We start from the raw sequence: 14,635 nt of genomic DNA on the forward strand, positions 1-14,635 counted from the left end.
AGCTAATTACTTAGCTTGAGCTTCAACCTGCGCTTCTACGCGACGGTTTACAGCTTGGCCAGCTTTAGTAGCGTTGTCAGCAACTGGGCGGGATTCGCCGTAGCCAACAGACTGAACGCGGGACGATTCAACACCGTACTGGTTGGTCAGAACGTTCTTAACGGCGTTTGCACGACGCTCGGACAGTTTCTGGTTGTAAGCGTCAGGACCGACGGAGTCAGTGTGACCTTCAACAGTAGTGCTGGTCGATGGGTACTGCTTCATGAAGTCAGCGAGGTTTTTGATGTCGCCGTAGCTGTTAGGCTTGACTACCGACTTGTCGAAGTCGAACTTCACGTCCAGCTCAACACGAACAACTTCAGCAACTGCTGGGCAACCATCAGCGTCAACAGTTACGTTGGCTGGGGTGTCCGGGCACTTGTCAACGTTGTCGCAAACGCCATCGTTGTCGCTGTCGGCGCAGACTTCAGCTGGTGCTGGAACTGGAGCAGCAGCAGGCTTGGAGCCGCCACCGAAGTTCACACCGATACCGACGCTTGGAGCCCACTCGGTGTCGCCCTGGTCGATGTTGTATTGAGCTTCAACGCCAGCACGAGCGTAGAAGTTCTCGGTGAAGTACAGCTTGGCACCGCCGCCAACGTTGGCGAAGGTGGAACGGTCACGACCGCCGGAGCCATTCTGACCGATGCTTTGATCGGAGAAGCCAGCCGATACGTACGGACGCAGCATGTCGCCCGGGTTGTTGAAGTGGTACAGAGCGTCCAGAGCGGTGTTAGCGCCCTTGATGTTACGACCGTCGTCGGAACGCACGTTGTGCACTTCGTCGTAGGCCAGACGCAGTTCAACGTCGTCGGTCAGGAAGTAACCAACCGAACCACCGAAGAGGTTGCCGTTGTTCTTGAAGTTACGAGCGCTGTCGAATTGTTCTTTCTTGGCGAAGCCTTCGATTTCAACTGCGCCTTGGCCTTGTGCCAGAGCGCCGAACGAAGTGGCGGCAATCAAAGAACCAATGGCCAAGCCCAAGGTGTTTTTCAGTTTCATCCGTTAAATCCCCATCTGGTGATTGTGAAGCAGTCCCGCAAACCGGGGGACAACTCGGCGGCAAGTCTATCAGAACTTGCCTACACGTAAGAGATATTTGCGCCGAACTAAGTTTCAGCAATGCCTGCAAATTTCTCACGCAATTTATCTAGAGCACGTTTGTAACGCATTTTTGTTGCACTCAAACCCATGTGCATGATATCCGCGATCTCTTGAAATTCCAGCTCTGCGACAAATCGTAGCACCAGAATTTCACGGTCAATCGGGTTCACATACACTAACCAGCGATCGAGTCCACCCTTATCCTCGGGTTTCGGCGCCTTTTCTTCAGACGCTTCCTCAAGGGGGTCCAGACTCAAAGCATCCATCAAGCGACGCTTTCGCCGTTCTTTCCGATACTGCGTGATGCACTCGTTATACGTGATGCTGTACAGCCACGTCTTGAACTTCGATTTACCCTCGAAGTTCTTCAGGCCATACAACACCTTCAACATCACTTCCTGACAGACATCGTCTGCGTCGCGATCGTTCCCAAGATACCGTGCGCAGACGTTAAATAATGTTCGCTGGTAACGCCGCATCAGTTCTTCATAGGCGCGCGTTACGTGAAACAGCTCGGTATGCGAGCGCGCGACCAACTCCTCATCAGAGAGCTCGCGGGGGTCGTAGCGCGTAGACAGCGATTGAGCTTTATTCAAAACAAGTCGGGCCGACAGTCAGGTCAATGTCCGCCGCAACCCTTTTCAGGGCATTTTTGCGGCGGCATACATTAGCAGGGTTTGCCGGGTTAGCGGCTACTCACATGCTGTTCCAGGAGGATCCGATTGGAGAGAGAGACTAGCTCACCCTCATCGGTCAGCAATGTGGTTTTAACCGTGCCGATCTCTTCGATCTGACCTTCGACCTCGCCAACACGCACTTGTTGCCCAACCTGATACAACTCACGCACATAGATTCCCGCAAGAATCTGACCGGCAATTTCCCGGCTTCCCAACCCCATGGCCAGCGCAACCGCCAGACCAACGGTAATCAATACAATCACAATCACGTGGTTGAGCAGGTCAGTCTTGACCTCCAACTGGCTGATTGCGACCGAAATACTGATGATAATCACCAGGCCCTGGGCAATTCTCCCCAAGCCCGCAGCGTAGTCCAGCCCTACGCCCTCTGCCGCACCACGCACCAGCCCATTGGCCAATTGCGCGAGCAAAACACCCACCAGCAACACCAGCGCGGCGCCAAATACTTTCGGCAAATACAGCGCAAGCATGTCAAGCGTAGCCGAAACTCGCTCAAGTCCAAGGGATTCTGCGGCAGAAACCAGAAAAATCAGCAGAACGAACCAATAGACAATCTTGCCGATCAAGGTCGAGATCGGTACTTGAAGGCCGGCCCGGGACAGTAATTTGGTCAGGCCAGTGCCGCCCATCAGGCGATCGAGCCCCAGTTTGGCGAGCAACTTCGACAGCAAAGTGTCCAAAAGTTTCGCAACGACGAAACCCAACAGCAGCACAACCAGTGCGCCGAACAGGTTCGGGATGAAATTTGCAATCTTGGTCCATAACGCAGTCATTGCAGTGACGAGGCTCTGAGTCCAGAGATCAAGTTCCATATTCAATCAGCCTTATCAGCAGTGCGAACGGTAGGTTTACGGTGACGGGAAACCGGAGCGACATGGGCCGATCCGTTATTCAAGGCAATCATCAGCGCGGGCAGCCAGCGGCCCAGCAAGCTGAACAGATCACCGGCGCCGACCTGGCGGTTGGCGGTTTTCAGTACACGCCCCAGGCACGCATCGTCGTCCCGGGTGGACGGTGATGCCTTGAGCATGTCACGCAAAGACTGTTCAAACGGATCGTGCATACGCACCTCTCGTGATGTCTGTGAAAGACGCGATCAAATTTGCCCGGGTCACATGGCTCACCGTCAGAACCAGCGCAAACGGCGGAATAACCACCACTGCCCCAGCGCCACCGAGACCATCATCAGACACGCAATCAGGAAGCCATAAGGGCTTGCAGAGAACGGAATTCCGCCGACATTGATGCCCAGAAGACCCGCCAGAAAACTCATCGGCAAAAAGATCCCGGTGATGATCCCGAAGCGGTACATCGTGCGGTTCATTCGCACGCTCAAACGTCTATCTTCGGCCTCGAGGACCAACCCCACCCGCTCCCGGGTCAATTCCAGCTCCTCGAGATAGCGGGTCAGGCTGTTGTTCAATTCGTTCCAGTAATCACCGTCGTCTTCGACGAACCAAGGCAGTTTTATCCGTGTCAGCTGTCCGAATATTTCCCGCTGCGGCGCAAGAAAACGCTTCAGCGCAGCGGCCCTGCGTCGGATCTGCAAAACGGCTCCGTGCTCGGGGGTATACCGTTCGTCGGTATCCAGCTTTTCTTCTTCCTCATCGACCACTTCCGAGAGGCAACTGACCAGATCCTGCACCTTGTTGGTGAGGTACTGCGCCATATAAAGGATGAGTTCCGACGCGGTTTTCGGTCCTTTGCCTTCGGCGAGCTGCACCAGCAACTCATCGGTGGCACGCAACGGACGCAAACGCAGGGAAATAACCCGCTGGGCCGAGCCAAAAATCCGCACCGAGACCATGTCTTCCGGCTCGGCGCCCGGATTCAGGTTGACCCCGCGCAAAAATAGCAGCAGTTCGCTGTCCGGAAGCTGTAAAAGACGCGGACGGGTGTTCTCTTCAAGTAAAAGATCACAGCTGAACTCGCTCAGACCGCTGGATTTTCGCAACCAGGTCCGGGTTTGCGGGTGACTGCGATCCCAGTGCAGCCACAGGCTTTCATGGGCTTGCAGCCGCAAGTCATCGAGTTCAGTCCGGGCTATCGAACGCGCACTGCCTTTACCGTCCAGCACCAGGGCATGTACCAGCCCCCACTGCGCGTTTTCTTCCTCGAACATCCTCACCCCTTTGGTTGACTCAACGCTTATTCAGGCATTTTCAGCGGGCTTGGCGAAATGATCACGCCGTTGTTGTCCGCATAAATGTAGTGGCCCGGATGGAACGTCACACCGGCAAAAGTGACCGCAACGTTGAGATCGCCGAGCCCGCGCCGGTCGGATTTGCGCGGGTGACTGGCCAGTGCCTGAACGCCCAGATCGGTCTGCGCGATGATATCCACGTCACGGATGCAACCGTAGATCACCAGCCCTTCCCAACCGTTTTTCGCGGCTTTCTCGGCCAGCATGTCACCCAGCAGCGCATGACGCAGGGAACCGCCACCGTCGACCACCAGCACCTTGCCATTCCCCTGGAGCTCGACCTGCTCCTTGACCCGCGAATTGTCTTCGAAACATTTGATGGTCACGATTTCGCCGCCGAAAGAATCACGGCCGCCGAAATTGCTGAACATCGGTTCCAGCACCTGCACCAGTTCTGGATAAGCGTCGCAAAGGTCAGGCGTGATGTAATGGTTCATCGAGAAACTCCTGTAGAGAGGAAGACAATCGAGGATGTCGCAAAGTGACCAGAAAAGCTCAATGCGTCATATCTTAGCCGCAAGCCGAACGGAGCGAAATGCCCTTGTTAGAGCATCTGACTCAGCTTGCCGTAGCAAAATCCGGCTTTTCACCCAGCAAGGGAGTCTGTTGATCCGCCAACCAGCGCGCCACCAGCGGCCAGACTTCAGTCTGCGCGGCTTTGCTGACAAGCATCTCTACGTGACCGAAATTATCGCCAAAGCCCTGCTCGCGACCCAGGCTGATGAATTGCTTATGCTCGGAACCCACCTGATCGAACAGCTTGCGACAAGCCCAAGTCGGGTCCTGATGGTCACCGGCGGCGCTCACGGCCAATACCGGTAACTGAACGTCGGCCAATCCGGCCCACCAATCCTTGTCGGCATCGCCGAAGCGCCCGAACAAGCCATGCCAGCGCATGCTTTCCAGGGCCAGGCCAATGGGCTCGTCCTCCGGGCCGCGCTTGAGCCGTGAGCCGGACAACTGGGCGAAACGCTTGAGAATGAAGCGCCCGCTCCACTCCACCGGCGGAATTTTCAACGGCCAGTAGGTGCGGCTGATTTGAGTACCGAAAAACGCGGCGGAAGCCACCACCGGCTCGCCGATGTACTCACCACCCAATGCCGCCGCCAGGGTAATCCCGCCCAGCGAGTGACCGATCCAGTGCGGGACCTGGCCGCTCTGCTCGCGCACGAACGCGCCAATGGCCGGCAAATCGTAACGGGCATAGTCGGCAACACGGTTCTTGCGGTAGTTCTGGTTACGCTGGGACAGGCCATGTCCACGCATTTCGGGAATCCATACATCGAATCCCAAACGCGTCAGATAGGCGCCCAGCCCAAGCCCCTTCGGGGAAAACCAGAACCGGCGATTGGAAAAGCTGCCATGAAGCAAAATAACCGGAACGCCGCGCACGTCGGAGCCATCCGCCATGCCCAGGCGAGTCACAGCCAGTTCGACGGTGCCGTCAGGGCTGTTGCCGGGTTTCAGACGATAGACGTCTTCGCTCAGATCGCCGCGCCGTTCGGCGCTGATCAGGGCGACAGGAAATAGGTTGCTGCTGCTTTGCATAATGCTCTTGCACAAAAAAGGGCGGCTTCCAGAGGAGCCCGCCCTACTTCAATCTCAGAAAACGACTACTCCCTGTAGGAGCACAGCTTGCTGGCGATGGCGATTTTGAAGACACCATCGCGGGCAAGCCTTGCTCCTACAGGGAGCGGTCCGTGCACACCATCAAGCCGAAGCTTGACCTTCAGCCAGGAAGAACCAGGTTTCCAGTACGGAATCGGGGTTCAACGAAACGCTTTCGATGCCCTGTTCCATCAGCCATTTGGCCAGATCAGGGTGGTCCGAAGGACCCTGGCCGCAAATGCCGATGTACTTGCCAGCCTTGTTGCAGGCCTGAATCGCGTTGGCCAGCAGTTTCTTGACCGCCGGATTACGCTCGTCGAACAGGTGCGCGATGATCCCGGAGTCACGATCCAGGCCCAGGGTCAGCTGGGTCAGGTCGTTGGAACCGATGGAGAAGCCGTCAAAGAACTCGAGGAACTCTTCGGCGAGGATCGCGTTGGACGGCAGTTCGCACATCATGATGATGCGCAGGCCGTTTTCGCCGCGCTTCAGACCGTTTTCCGCCAACAGGTCGATGACCTGGCTGGCTTCGCCCAGTGTACGGACGAACGGCACCATGATTTCAACGTTAGTCAGGCCCATCTCGTTGCGCACGCGCTTGAGGGCACGGCATTCGAGTTCGAAGCAGTCACGGAACGATTCGCTGATGTAACGCGAAGCACCGCGGAAGCCCAACATCGGGTTTTCTTCTTCCGGCTCGTAGAGCTTGCCGCCGATCAGGTTGGCGTATTCGTTGGACTTGAAGTCCGACAGACGCACGATGACCTTTTTCGGAGTGAACGCAGCGGCCAGGGTGCTGATGCCTTCAACCAGCTTCTCGACATAGAAGCCAACCGGATCGTCGTAGCCGGCGATGCGCTTGTCGACACTGTCCTTGATGTCCTGCGGCAGACCGTCGTAGTTCAGCAGCGCTTTCGGGTGAACACCGATCATGCGGTTGATGATGAATTCCAGACGGGCCAGGCCCACACCGGCGTTCGGCAACTGAGCGAAATCGAAGGCGCGGTCCGGGTTGCCGACGTTCATCATGATCTTGAACGGCAGATCAGGCATGGCGTCCACGGAGTTTTTCTTGATGTCGAAGCCCAGTTCGCCTTCGAAGATGTAGCCGGTGTCGCCTTCAGCGCAGGAAACGGTCACGCCCTGGCCGTCTTGCAGCAGCTGGGTGGCGTTGCCGCAACCGACCACTGCAGGGATGCCCAGCTCGCGGGCGATGATTGCCGCGTGGCAGGTACGACCGCCACGGTTGGTGACGATGGCGCTGGCGCGCTTCATCACCGGTTCCCAGTCCGGGTCGGTCATGTCGGAGACCAGTACGTCGCCGGGCTGGACTTTGTCCATCTCGGACACGTCCTTGATGATGCGGACCTTGCCGGCGCCGATACGCTGGCCGATGGCGCGACCTTCAACCAGCACGGTGCCGGTTTCTTTCAACAGGTAGCGTTCCATGACATTGGCCGAAGTGCGGCTCTTCACGGTTTCAGGACGGGCCTGAACGATGTAGAGCTTGCCGTCGTCGCCGTCTTTGGCCCATTCGATGTCCATCGGGCACTTGTAGTGCTTCTCGATGATCATCGCTTGCTTGGCCAGTTCGCTGACTTCGGCGTCAGTCAGGCAGAAACGTGCGCGATCGGCCTTGTCGACGTCGATGGTCTTGACCGATTTACCGGCCGTGGCGACTTCGCCGTAGATCATCTTGATGGCTTTGCTGCCCAGGTTGCGACGCAGGATGGCCGGACGACCGGCTTCCAGCGTGCCTTTGTGGACGTAGAACTCTGTACGACGGTTTCACCCAGGCCGTAGGCGCCGGTGATGAACACCACGTCACGGAAGCCCGATTCGGTATCGAGGGTGAACATCACGCCGGCGGTGCCGGTTTCGGAGCGGACCATGCGCTGCACGCCAGCCGACAGGGCAACCAGCTTGTGGTCGAAGCCCTGGTGGACACGGTAGGAAATCGCGCGGTCGTTGAACAGCGAAGCGAACACCTCTTTGGCGGCGCGAATGACGTTTTCGACACCACGGATGTTCAGGAAGGTTTCCTGCTGACCGGCGAAGGAAGCGTCCGGCAGGTCTTCGGCGGTAGCGGAAGAGCGCACGGCTACGGCCATGTCAGGGTTGCCGGCCGACAGCGTGGCGAACGCGGTGCGGATCTCGGCGTTGAGTTTCTCGGGGAATTCGGCTTCCATGATCCATTGACGGATCTGGGCGCCGGTCTTGGCCAGGGCATTGACATCGTCGACGTCCAGGGCGTCGAGGGCTGCATGGATCTGATCGTTCAGGCCGCTCAGCTCGAGAAAATCACGATAAGCCTGAGCTGTCGTGGCGAAGCCACCGGGCACCGATACACCGGCACCTGCAAGGTTACTGATCATCTCGCCCAGGGATGCGTTCTTGCCCCCTACGTGCTCTACATCATGGACGCCGAGCTTATCGAGGGAAACTACGTACTCTACCAAGGTGATCTCTCCACTAACTGTGTTGGAAAAGCTCAGAAGCCGGCTGCTCTAAGGAGCGTTTGCCAGCTGTATGGCCTGGACCTGGAAAATAAGTGAGAATGCGGGCCACTGGCGGCCGGCAAATCGCGCCTATCATATCCAAGATTCGTCACTAGCTTAAGGCCCAAGGTGCAAATGAAACGATCTGCTTTCTTTATTTCCGACGGCACCGGCATCACAGCCGAAACCCTCGGCCAAAGCCTCCTGGCGCAGTTCGAAAACATTACCTTCAGCAAATTCACGCGGCCATACATCGACAACGCGGATAAAGCGCGGGCCATGGTACAACAAATCAACAAAGCCGCCGAAACCGACGGCTTTCGGCCGATCATCTTCGACACCATTGTCAACCAGGACATCCGTGAGATCCTCGCAACGTCCAATGGTTTCATGATCGACATTTTCTCGACCTTCCTGGCGCCTCTTGAACAGGAATTGACCGAGCATTCTTCCTACACCGTCGGCAAGTCCCATTCGATTGGCAGCAACTCCAATTACATGGAGCGGATCGAAGCGGTCAACTTCGCCCTCGACAACGACGACGGTGCGCGCACGCATTATTACGACAAGGCGGACCTGATTCTAGTGGGCGTGTCGCGTTGTGGTAAGACGCCGACGTGCCTGTACATGGCCATGCAATTCGGCATTCGCGCGGCCAACTATCCGCTGACCGAAGACGACATGGAACGCCTGCAATTGCCAGCAACCCTGCGTGCCCACCAGCACAAACTGTTCGGCCTGACCATCGACCCGGACCGCCTCACCGCGATCCGTAACGAGCGCAAGCCCAACAGTCGCTATTCGAGCTACGCCCAGTGCGAATTCGAAGTGCGCGAGGTGGAGAATCTGTTCCGTCGCGAGAACATTCCGCACATCAATTCCACGCATTTTTCGGTGGAAGAGATTTCGGCGAAGATTCTGGTGGAGAAAGGTGTGGAGCGGCGGTTCAAGTAGTGCTGTAGCGCCCGTTATACCGCTATCGCGAGCAGGCTCACTCCCACAGTTGATCTCTGTCGTACATAAACTTTGTGTCCACTGGAGATCAACTGTGGGAGTGAGCTTGCTCCGGGCGGCGTTCCGACGATGAACGATCACTCAGTCTCAGCCAAAGCTCCCGCCAACGCTTCAAACCCTTGCAGCAACAACCGATCATCCCCCGCCGAATTACACACACTCGCCCTGATAAACTGCGGCACCGCCCCCTGCCCGACCGCAAACGATTCAGCCGTCGCCACCAGATAATTATTCGCCTTGAGCTCCTCGGCAATCTGCGAAGCCCGCCAAGGCTCGGGTACTTCGATCCAGAAGTGCGGGCTATGCGGATGGGTTTTGTACACCAAACCCTCCAGCACACTACTGACCAACGCCTTGCGCCGACCGATCTCGGCAATCTGCTGGCCCAGCAACTGCTCGGCCATGCCGTTTTCTATCCACAGACTCGCCACCTCCAATGACAACGGGCTGGCCATCCAGCACGTCCCGCGTAAGGCTGCGCTCAAGCGTCCGATCAACGGTTGCGGCGCATGCAGGTAACCGACCCGCAAACCCGCCGAAACCGCCTTGCTCAGACTGCCGATCAGCACCGAACGCTCCGGGGCGAAATGGCTCAAGGGTAACGGTCGCTGTTGAGCCAATACCGCGTGTGCTTCGTCTTCAAAGATCAACAGATTGTGCTGCCGACAGACCTCTGCAATCGCCTCGCGCCGTGCGACGGACATCACCGCAGCCGTAGGATTCTGGATTGTCGGTGTGCAATACAGCGCCGACACACGATGATTGCGGCAAACCTCATCCAGGGCATCGGGCACCAGGCCTTCATCATCGATCCCGACGCCGATGAGTTTTATCCCGAGCTGGCGCGCGACTCTGATCAACCCCGGGTAGGTCAGGAGCTCCGTCACCAACGTATCGCCCGCCTTGAGCAACCCCATCAAGGCACACAACAGGCCGTGCTGGCCGCCGTTCACGCAAACGATCTGCTCGGCATTCGGGACAAATTCTTTATGCCTGAGCCAATGCGCGCCCGCCGCACGATAGCGTGGCAAACCGACGTCGACGGTGTAGCCGCTGATGTGTTGCAACGCCTCAGCATCAAGGGACAACGCTTGCAGGCTCCGACTCAGAAAAAGCGCTTCCTGCCCCGGAATCGGTTGATTGCGGCTCATGTCAAAAAACGCACGAGGCTCATTGCTGACATTGCGAAAGCCACCGTCCCGCGGTCGCTCCATTCCGCGCTGACGCACATAGGTGCCGTCTCCTACGCGCGCGATCACCAATCCCACACGTTCGAGTTCACCGTAAGCGCGGCTGATGGTACCGATGGTCACGCCGAGGCTATCCGCCAGCAGTCGATGCGGCGGCAATTTGCAGCCGGGCTCGATCAGCCCTTCAGCGATGCCTTTCTCAACGGCGTCGGCGAGGCGTTTGTATTTCACACCCAGACCGTTCGCCAGGCCGTCGCGCAGGATTGACACCGTGGCAATACTTGTTTTGACAGTCATTCCAGCCCCGAATAGCGTGCTTGAAACAGGTTCAATCAGGGATAGACCTTTTGCAGAAGGAGGTCAATTCCGACGATAAAAGGAGTCCGATCATGTCCATTGCCATCAACGCACCTTCACCTACTGCCAAACCCTGGCTGGCCGCCCTGGTCACCAGCGTGCTGTTCCTGATCGTATGCCTGAGCTGGGGCACCACGTGGCTCGGGATCAAGATTGCCGTTGAAAGCGTGCCGCCGCTGACCGCCGCCGGCCTGCGGTTCCTCATCGCCTTCCCGCTCTTTCTCGGCTTCGCCCTGATACGTCGTGAGCCGCTGCTGTTTCCCAAGGAAAGTCGCTGGTTTTTTATCTTTGTCACGCTGTCGTATTTCAGCCTGCCGTACTACTTGCTCAACTACGGCGAGATGCACGTTTCGTCCGGCCTGACGGCGCTGTTGTTCAGCTGTATGCCGGTGTTCATCCTGCTGTTTTCCGCGCTATTTCTGCGGGAGAAAATCTACCCCTCGCAAGTGCTGGGCATCGCCATCGGCTTCGGCAGCCTGTTCATGATCATCCGCAGCCAGGGGCTGCATCTGGACCATGCCGAAATGTTCGGGGTGCTGGCGATCCTCTGCGCGGCGGTGATGCATGCGCTGTGTTACGTGGTGACGAAAAAACACGGTACGGCGATCAGCGTCATCACCTACAACACGCTGCCAATCGGCATCGCCGGGCTGATGCTGTTTGCCGCCGGGTTGAGTGTCGAAGCACCGGTGTTCAATGCCATCACCGCGCGTTCGTGGAGCGCCCTGCTCTATCTGGGGCTGGTGGCGTCGGTGGGCGGGTTTATCGTTTACTTCCTGCTGCTCAAGCGGCTGAGCCCGATCATTCTGTCGTTTGTGTTCATCATTTTTCCGGTGTTCGCGGTGATCATCGGTGCCTGGTACGAGGGGCAAACCGTGTCCCGGGAATTGATGATGTACTCGGCGATTCTGCTGACGGGGTTTGCGATCACCAAGTTGCCGATCGAAAAATGGTTTAACACCTGAAGCCCCACCTCTGTAGGAGCATGCTCCTACAGAGATTTGCATCAGATTACGAAGAGGTCCATGAAGCGATTCACCGGTGTCGCTTCAAGCTTCGCCTGGTCCTTGCACAACGCAAAAATCTCGGCGCTGCGCTGGGCGGTGAAGCGCGTTGCCAGGTTCGCCCTGAACTTGTCCTCCAGCAGCGGGATGCCGTCGGTGCGGCGACGGCGATGGCCGATCGGGTACTCCACCAACACGTTTTCGGTGCTGGTGCCGTCCTTGAAAAACACCTGTATCGCATTGGCGATGGAGCGCTTATCGGCCTCCAGGTATTCGCGGGTGTAGCGCGGGTCTTCGACGATGACCATTTTGTCGCGCAGCACGTCGATGATCGGGTGCGCCGCGTGAAAGACGTCCTCGTACTGCTCGGCCACCAGATTGCCGAACGCCAGCGGCACGGCTGTCATGTACTGGATGCAATGGTCACGGTCCGCCGCATTGGCCAGCGGGCCGACCTTGGAGATGATGCGGATCGCCGATTCGTGAGTGGTGATAACGATTTTGTCGATTTCGTGCAGGCGATTTCTGACTTGCGGATGCAACGTCACGGCCGCTTCGCAGGCCGTTTGCGCGTGGAACTCGGCCGGGAAGCTGATCTTGAACAGCACGTTTTCCATCACGTAGCTGCCGTACTTGCGGGAGAAGCTGAACGCACGTTTGTCTTCAGGCTTGAGCGCCAGGTCGCTGTTGGTGTGGCTGAACAGCACGTCGTAGAAGCCCCATTGTTTCGCGCTGAGTACACCGGGGATGCCCATTTCGCCACGCATCGCGATGTCTGCCAGACGCACGCCACGGCTGGATGCATCGCCGGCCGCCCAGGATTTACGCGATCCGGCATTCGGCGCATGACGGTAAGTGCGCAGCGCCTGACCGTCGGCGAACGCATGGGACAGCGCCGACAACAACTGCTCACGGTTAGCCCCCATCAGCTTGGCGGTCACAGCGGCCGAGGCGACTTTCACCAGAATGACGTGATCCAGGCCTACACGATTGAAGGAGTTTTCCAGCGCGATCACGCCCTGGATTTCGTGAGCCATGATCATGGCGTCGAGCACCGCGCGAACGGTCAGCGGCGCGTCGCCATTGGCCAGGCGTTTTTGCGACAAGTGGTCCGCCACCGCGAGAATGCCGCCGAGGTTATCGGACGGATGGCCCCATTCGGCCGCGAGCCAGGTGTCGTTGTAGTCGAGCCAGCGGACGATGCAGCCGATGTCCCAGGCGGCCTTGACCGGGTCGAGGCGATAACGGGTGCCGGGGACGCGCGCGCCAAACGGGACAACGGTGTCTTCCACCATGGGGCCGAGGTGTTTGGTGCACTCGGGGAAGCGCAAGGCCAGCAGGCCGCAACCCAAGGTGTCCATCAGGCAGTTGCGGGCGGTGTCGAGGGCTTCGGCGGACTGGATCTTGAAGTTGAGGACGTAGTCGGCAATGTCCTGCAGGACCGTGTCGTAGTCGGGGCGGTTGTTCTGGTCGACGTTGGTGCTCATGTTCGATTCACTCTTGAAGTGGTTCGTTGATGGGACCTCGGTTCAGGGGCAATCTTGGTTGGTTACAACATTCTTATTGTTGAAATGCAGTCCCCTGTGGGAGCGGGCTTGCCCGCGATGGCGGCGTATCAGCCAGCATAGATGCCGAATGTGAAGGCCTCATCGCGGGCAAGCCCGCTCCCACAGGGTTTTGTGTTCATCTCTGGATTGGGATCAGAAAGAATCGCCCGGCACGCGGACGTAACCTTCCATCAACACCCGCGCACTGCGGCTCATGATGGCTTTGTTCACAGTCCACTCGCCGTTCACCAGGCTGGCTTCAGCGCCCACACGCAAGGTGCCGGACGGATGCCCAAAGCGCACGGCATTACGTTCGATACCACCCGCGGCAAGGTTCACCAGCGTGCCGGAAATCGCCGCCGCCGTACCAATCGCCACCGCCGCCGTGCCCATCATCGCGTGGTGCAATTTGCCCATGGACAACGCGCGCACCAGCAGATCGACATCAGCCGCCGCAATCGCTTTGCCACTCGAAGCAACGTAGTCCGCAGGCTTGGCCACAAAGGCAACCTTGGGCGTGTGCTGACGCTTGGCCGCTTCGTCCAGATCCTTGATCAGGCCCATGCGCAACGCGCCGTAAGCCCGAATGGTTTCAAACATCAGCAACGCTTTCGGATCGCTGTTGATCGCACCTTGCAGCTCGGTGCCGGTGTAACCGATGTCTTCGGCATTGACGAAAATCGTCGGAATACCGGCATTGATCAGGGTCGCCTTGAAGGTTCCGACACCAGGCACTTCGAGGTCATCGACCAGGTTGCCGGTAGGAAACATTGAACCGCCGCCGCCCTCTTCTTCCGCTGCCGGGTCCATGAATTCGACCTGCACTTCAGCGGCCGGAAAGGTCACGCCGTCGAGTTCGAAATCACCGGTTTCCTGCACTTCACCATGGGTGATCGGCACGTGGGCGATGATGGTCTTGCCGATGTTGGCCTGCCACACGCGAACCACGGCAATGCCGTTGTGCGGGATGCGGCTGGCGTCCACCAGACCATTGCTGATGGCAAACGAACCGACCGCCGCCGACAGGTTGCCGCAATTGCCGCTCCAATCGACGAAAGGCTTGTCGATGGACACCTGACCGAACAGGTAATCGACGTCGTGATCGGCCTTGGTGCTTTTCGACAGAATCACGGTTTTGCTGGTACTGGAGGTCGCGCCACCCATGCCGTCGATTTGCTTGTCGTACGGGTCGGGGCTGCCGATCACGCGCAGCAACAAGGCATCGCGCGCCGGGCCTGGAACCTGTGCCGCTTCAGGCAGATCTTTCAGGCTGAAGAACACGCCTTTGCTGGTGCCGCCGCGCATGTAGGTGGCAGGGATTCTGATTTGAGGTGCGTGAGCCATGATGTTCCTTTTAGGATCAGGCGAGGCCG

Annotated in this window: 12 protein-coding genes and 1 pseudogene; 2 read left to right on the forward strand and 11 right to left on the reverse strand. The window is 58.0% G+C overall.

From position 1 onward, the window contains the following. Window positions 1-6: 6 nt before the first annotated feature. The 8 genes and pseudogenes from ACQ4OB_RS26385 to ppsA all read right to left on the reverse strand — a co-directional run bounded on the left by ACQ4OB_RS26385 (window position 7) and on the right by ppsA (window position 8,111). Window positions 7-1,041: an OmpA family protein gene (locus tag ACQ4OB_RS26385; protein ID WP_074875025.1), complete on the reverse strand. Its 1,035-nt coding sequence runs from the start codon at window positions 1,039-1,041 to the stop codon at window positions 7-9. A gap of 107 nt (window positions 1,042-1,148) precedes the next feature. Continuing rightward, window positions 1,149-1,739 (reverse strand): RNA polymerase sigma factor SigX, encoded by a 591-nt coding sequence (sigX, locus tag ACQ4OB_RS26390; RefSeq protein ID WP_008146300.1) that lies wholly within the window; start codon window positions 1,737-1,739, stop codon window positions 1,149-1,151. Between the two features lie 89 nt (window positions 1,740-1,828). Then, window positions 1,829-2,653 carry a mechanosensitive ion channel family protein gene (locus ACQ4OB_RS26395; RefSeq protein WP_074875022.1) on the reverse strand — a complete coding sequence of 275 codons (825 nt, stop codon included), beginning with the start codon at window positions 2,651-2,653 and terminating at the stop codon, window positions 1,829-1,831. 2 nt (window positions 2,654-2,655) lie between these two features. Then, on the reverse strand, window positions 2,656-2,904 hold the full coding sequence (locus ACQ4OB_RS26400; RefSeq protein ID WP_008146303.1) for a hypothetical protein: 249 nt from the start codon (window positions 2,902-2,904) through the stop codon (window positions 2,656-2,658). Window positions 2,905-2,967: 63 nt separating this feature from the next. Further along, window positions 2,968-3,963, reverse strand: coding sequence for a zinc transporter ZntB (locus ACQ4OB_RS26405; RefSeq protein ID WP_074875020.1), 996 nt, complete (start codon window positions 3,961-3,963; stop codon window positions 2,968-2,970). A gap of 26 nt (window positions 3,964-3,989) precedes the next feature. Beyond that, the gene (rraA, locus tag ACQ4OB_RS26410; RefSeq protein ID WP_074875018.1) at window positions 3,990-4,481 is read right to left on the reverse strand and encodes a ribonuclease E activity regulator RraA; all 492 of its coding nucleotides are present in this window, start codon (window positions 4,479-4,481) and stop codon (window positions 3,990-3,992) included. Window positions 4,482-4,602: 121 nt separating this feature from the next. Further along, a complete protein-coding gene (locus ACQ4OB_RS26415) occupies window positions 4,603-5,592 on the reverse strand; it encodes an alpha/beta fold hydrolase (protein ID WP_430956754.1) in 990 nt (329 codons plus the stop codon). Window positions 5,593-5,754: 162 nt separating this feature from the next. Next, window positions 5,755-8,111, reverse strand: a pseudogene (gene ppsA, locus ACQ4OB_RS26420) (phosphoenolpyruvate synthase). Window positions 8,112-8,285: 174 nt separating this feature from the next. On the opposite strand from ppsA, the gene ppsR reads away from it, so the two are divergent. Continuing rightward, window positions 8,286-9,104 (forward strand): posphoenolpyruvate synthetase regulatory kinase/phosphorylase PpsR, encoded by an 819-nt coding sequence (ppsR, locus tag ACQ4OB_RS26425; protein WP_074875012.1) that lies wholly within the window; start codon window positions 8,286-8,288, stop codon window positions 9,102-9,104. Between the two features lie 137 nt (window positions 9,105-9,241). Here ppsR and ACQ4OB_RS26430 read toward each other — a convergent pair whose 3' ends face one another. Beyond that, on the reverse strand, window positions 9,242-10,651 hold the full coding sequence (locus tag ACQ4OB_RS26430) for a PLP-dependent aminotransferase family protein (RefSeq protein WP_430956755.1): 1,410 nt from the start codon (window positions 10,649-10,651) through the stop codon (window positions 9,242-9,244). A gap of 137 nt (window positions 10,652-10,788) precedes the next feature. Between ACQ4OB_RS26430 and ACQ4OB_RS26435 the strand changes: the two genes are divergently transcribed. Further along, a complete protein-coding gene (locus ACQ4OB_RS26435; protein WP_430956764.1) occupies window positions 10,789-11,676 on the forward strand; it encodes a DMT family transporter in 888 nt (295 codons plus the stop codon). A gap of 41 nt (window positions 11,677-11,717) precedes the next feature. Here ACQ4OB_RS26435 and prpD read toward each other — a convergent pair whose 3' ends face one another. Further along, window positions 11,718-13,202: a 2-methylcitrate dehydratase gene (prpD, locus tag ACQ4OB_RS26440; RefSeq protein WP_430956756.1), complete on the reverse strand. Its 1,485-nt coding sequence runs from the start codon at window positions 13,200-13,202 to the stop codon at window positions 11,718-11,720. 213 nt (window positions 13,203-13,415) lie between these two features. Then, the gene (gene prpF / locus ACQ4OB_RS26445; RefSeq protein ID WP_430956757.1) at window positions 13,416-14,606 is read right to left on the reverse strand and encodes a 2-methylaconitate cis-trans isomerase PrpF; all 1,191 of its coding nucleotides are present in this window, start codon (window positions 14,604-14,606) and stop codon (window positions 13,416-13,418) included. Window positions 14,607-14,635 lie beyond the last annotated feature (29 nt).

It is taken from the genome of Pseudomonas sp. ES4, from assembly GCF_050586665.1.
Lineage (GTDB): Bacteria > Pseudomonadota > Gammaproteobacteria > Pseudomonadales > Pseudomonadaceae > Aquipseudomonas > Aquipseudomonas frederiksbergensis.

Coding starts and splice junctions, on each gene's coding strand:
- ACQ4OB_RS26385 (WP_074875025.1), bottom strand. CDS start 1,041: ATGAAACTGAAAAACACCTTGGGCTTGGCCATTGGTTCTTTGATTGCC.
- ACQ4OB_RS26395 (WP_074875022.1), bottom strand. CDS start 2,653: ATGGAACTTGATCTCTGGACTCAGAGCCTCGTCACTGCAATGACTGCG.
- ACQ4OB_RS26400 (WP_008146303.1), bottom strand. CDS start 2,904: ATGCACGATCCGTTTGAACAGTCTTTGCGTGACATGCTCAAGGCATCA.
- ACQ4OB_RS26405 (WP_074875020.1), bottom strand. CDS start 3,963: ATGTTCGAGGAAGAAAACGCGCAGTGGGGGCTGGTACATGCCCTGGTG.
- rraA (WP_074875018.1), bottom strand. CDS start 4,481: ATGAACCATTACATCACGCCTGACCTTTGCGACGCTTATCCAGAACTG.
- ACQ4OB_RS26415 (WP_430956754.1), bottom strand. CDS start 5,592: ATGCAAAGCAGCAGCAACCTATTTCCTGTCGCCCTGATCAGCGCCGAA.
- ppsR (WP_074875012.1), top strand. CDS start 8,286: ATGAAACGATCTGCTTTCTTTATTTCCGACGGCACCGGCATCACAGCC.
- ACQ4OB_RS26430 (WP_430956755.1), bottom strand. CDS start 10,651: ATGACTGTCAAAACAAGTATTGCCACGGTGTCAATCCTGCGCGACGGC.
- prpD (WP_430956756.1), bottom strand. CDS start 13,202: ATGAGCACCAACGTCGACCAGAACAACCGCCCCGACTACGACACGGTC.
- prpF (WP_430956757.1), bottom strand. CDS start 14,606: ATGGCTCACGCACCTCAAATCAGAATCCCTGCCACCTACATGCGCGGC.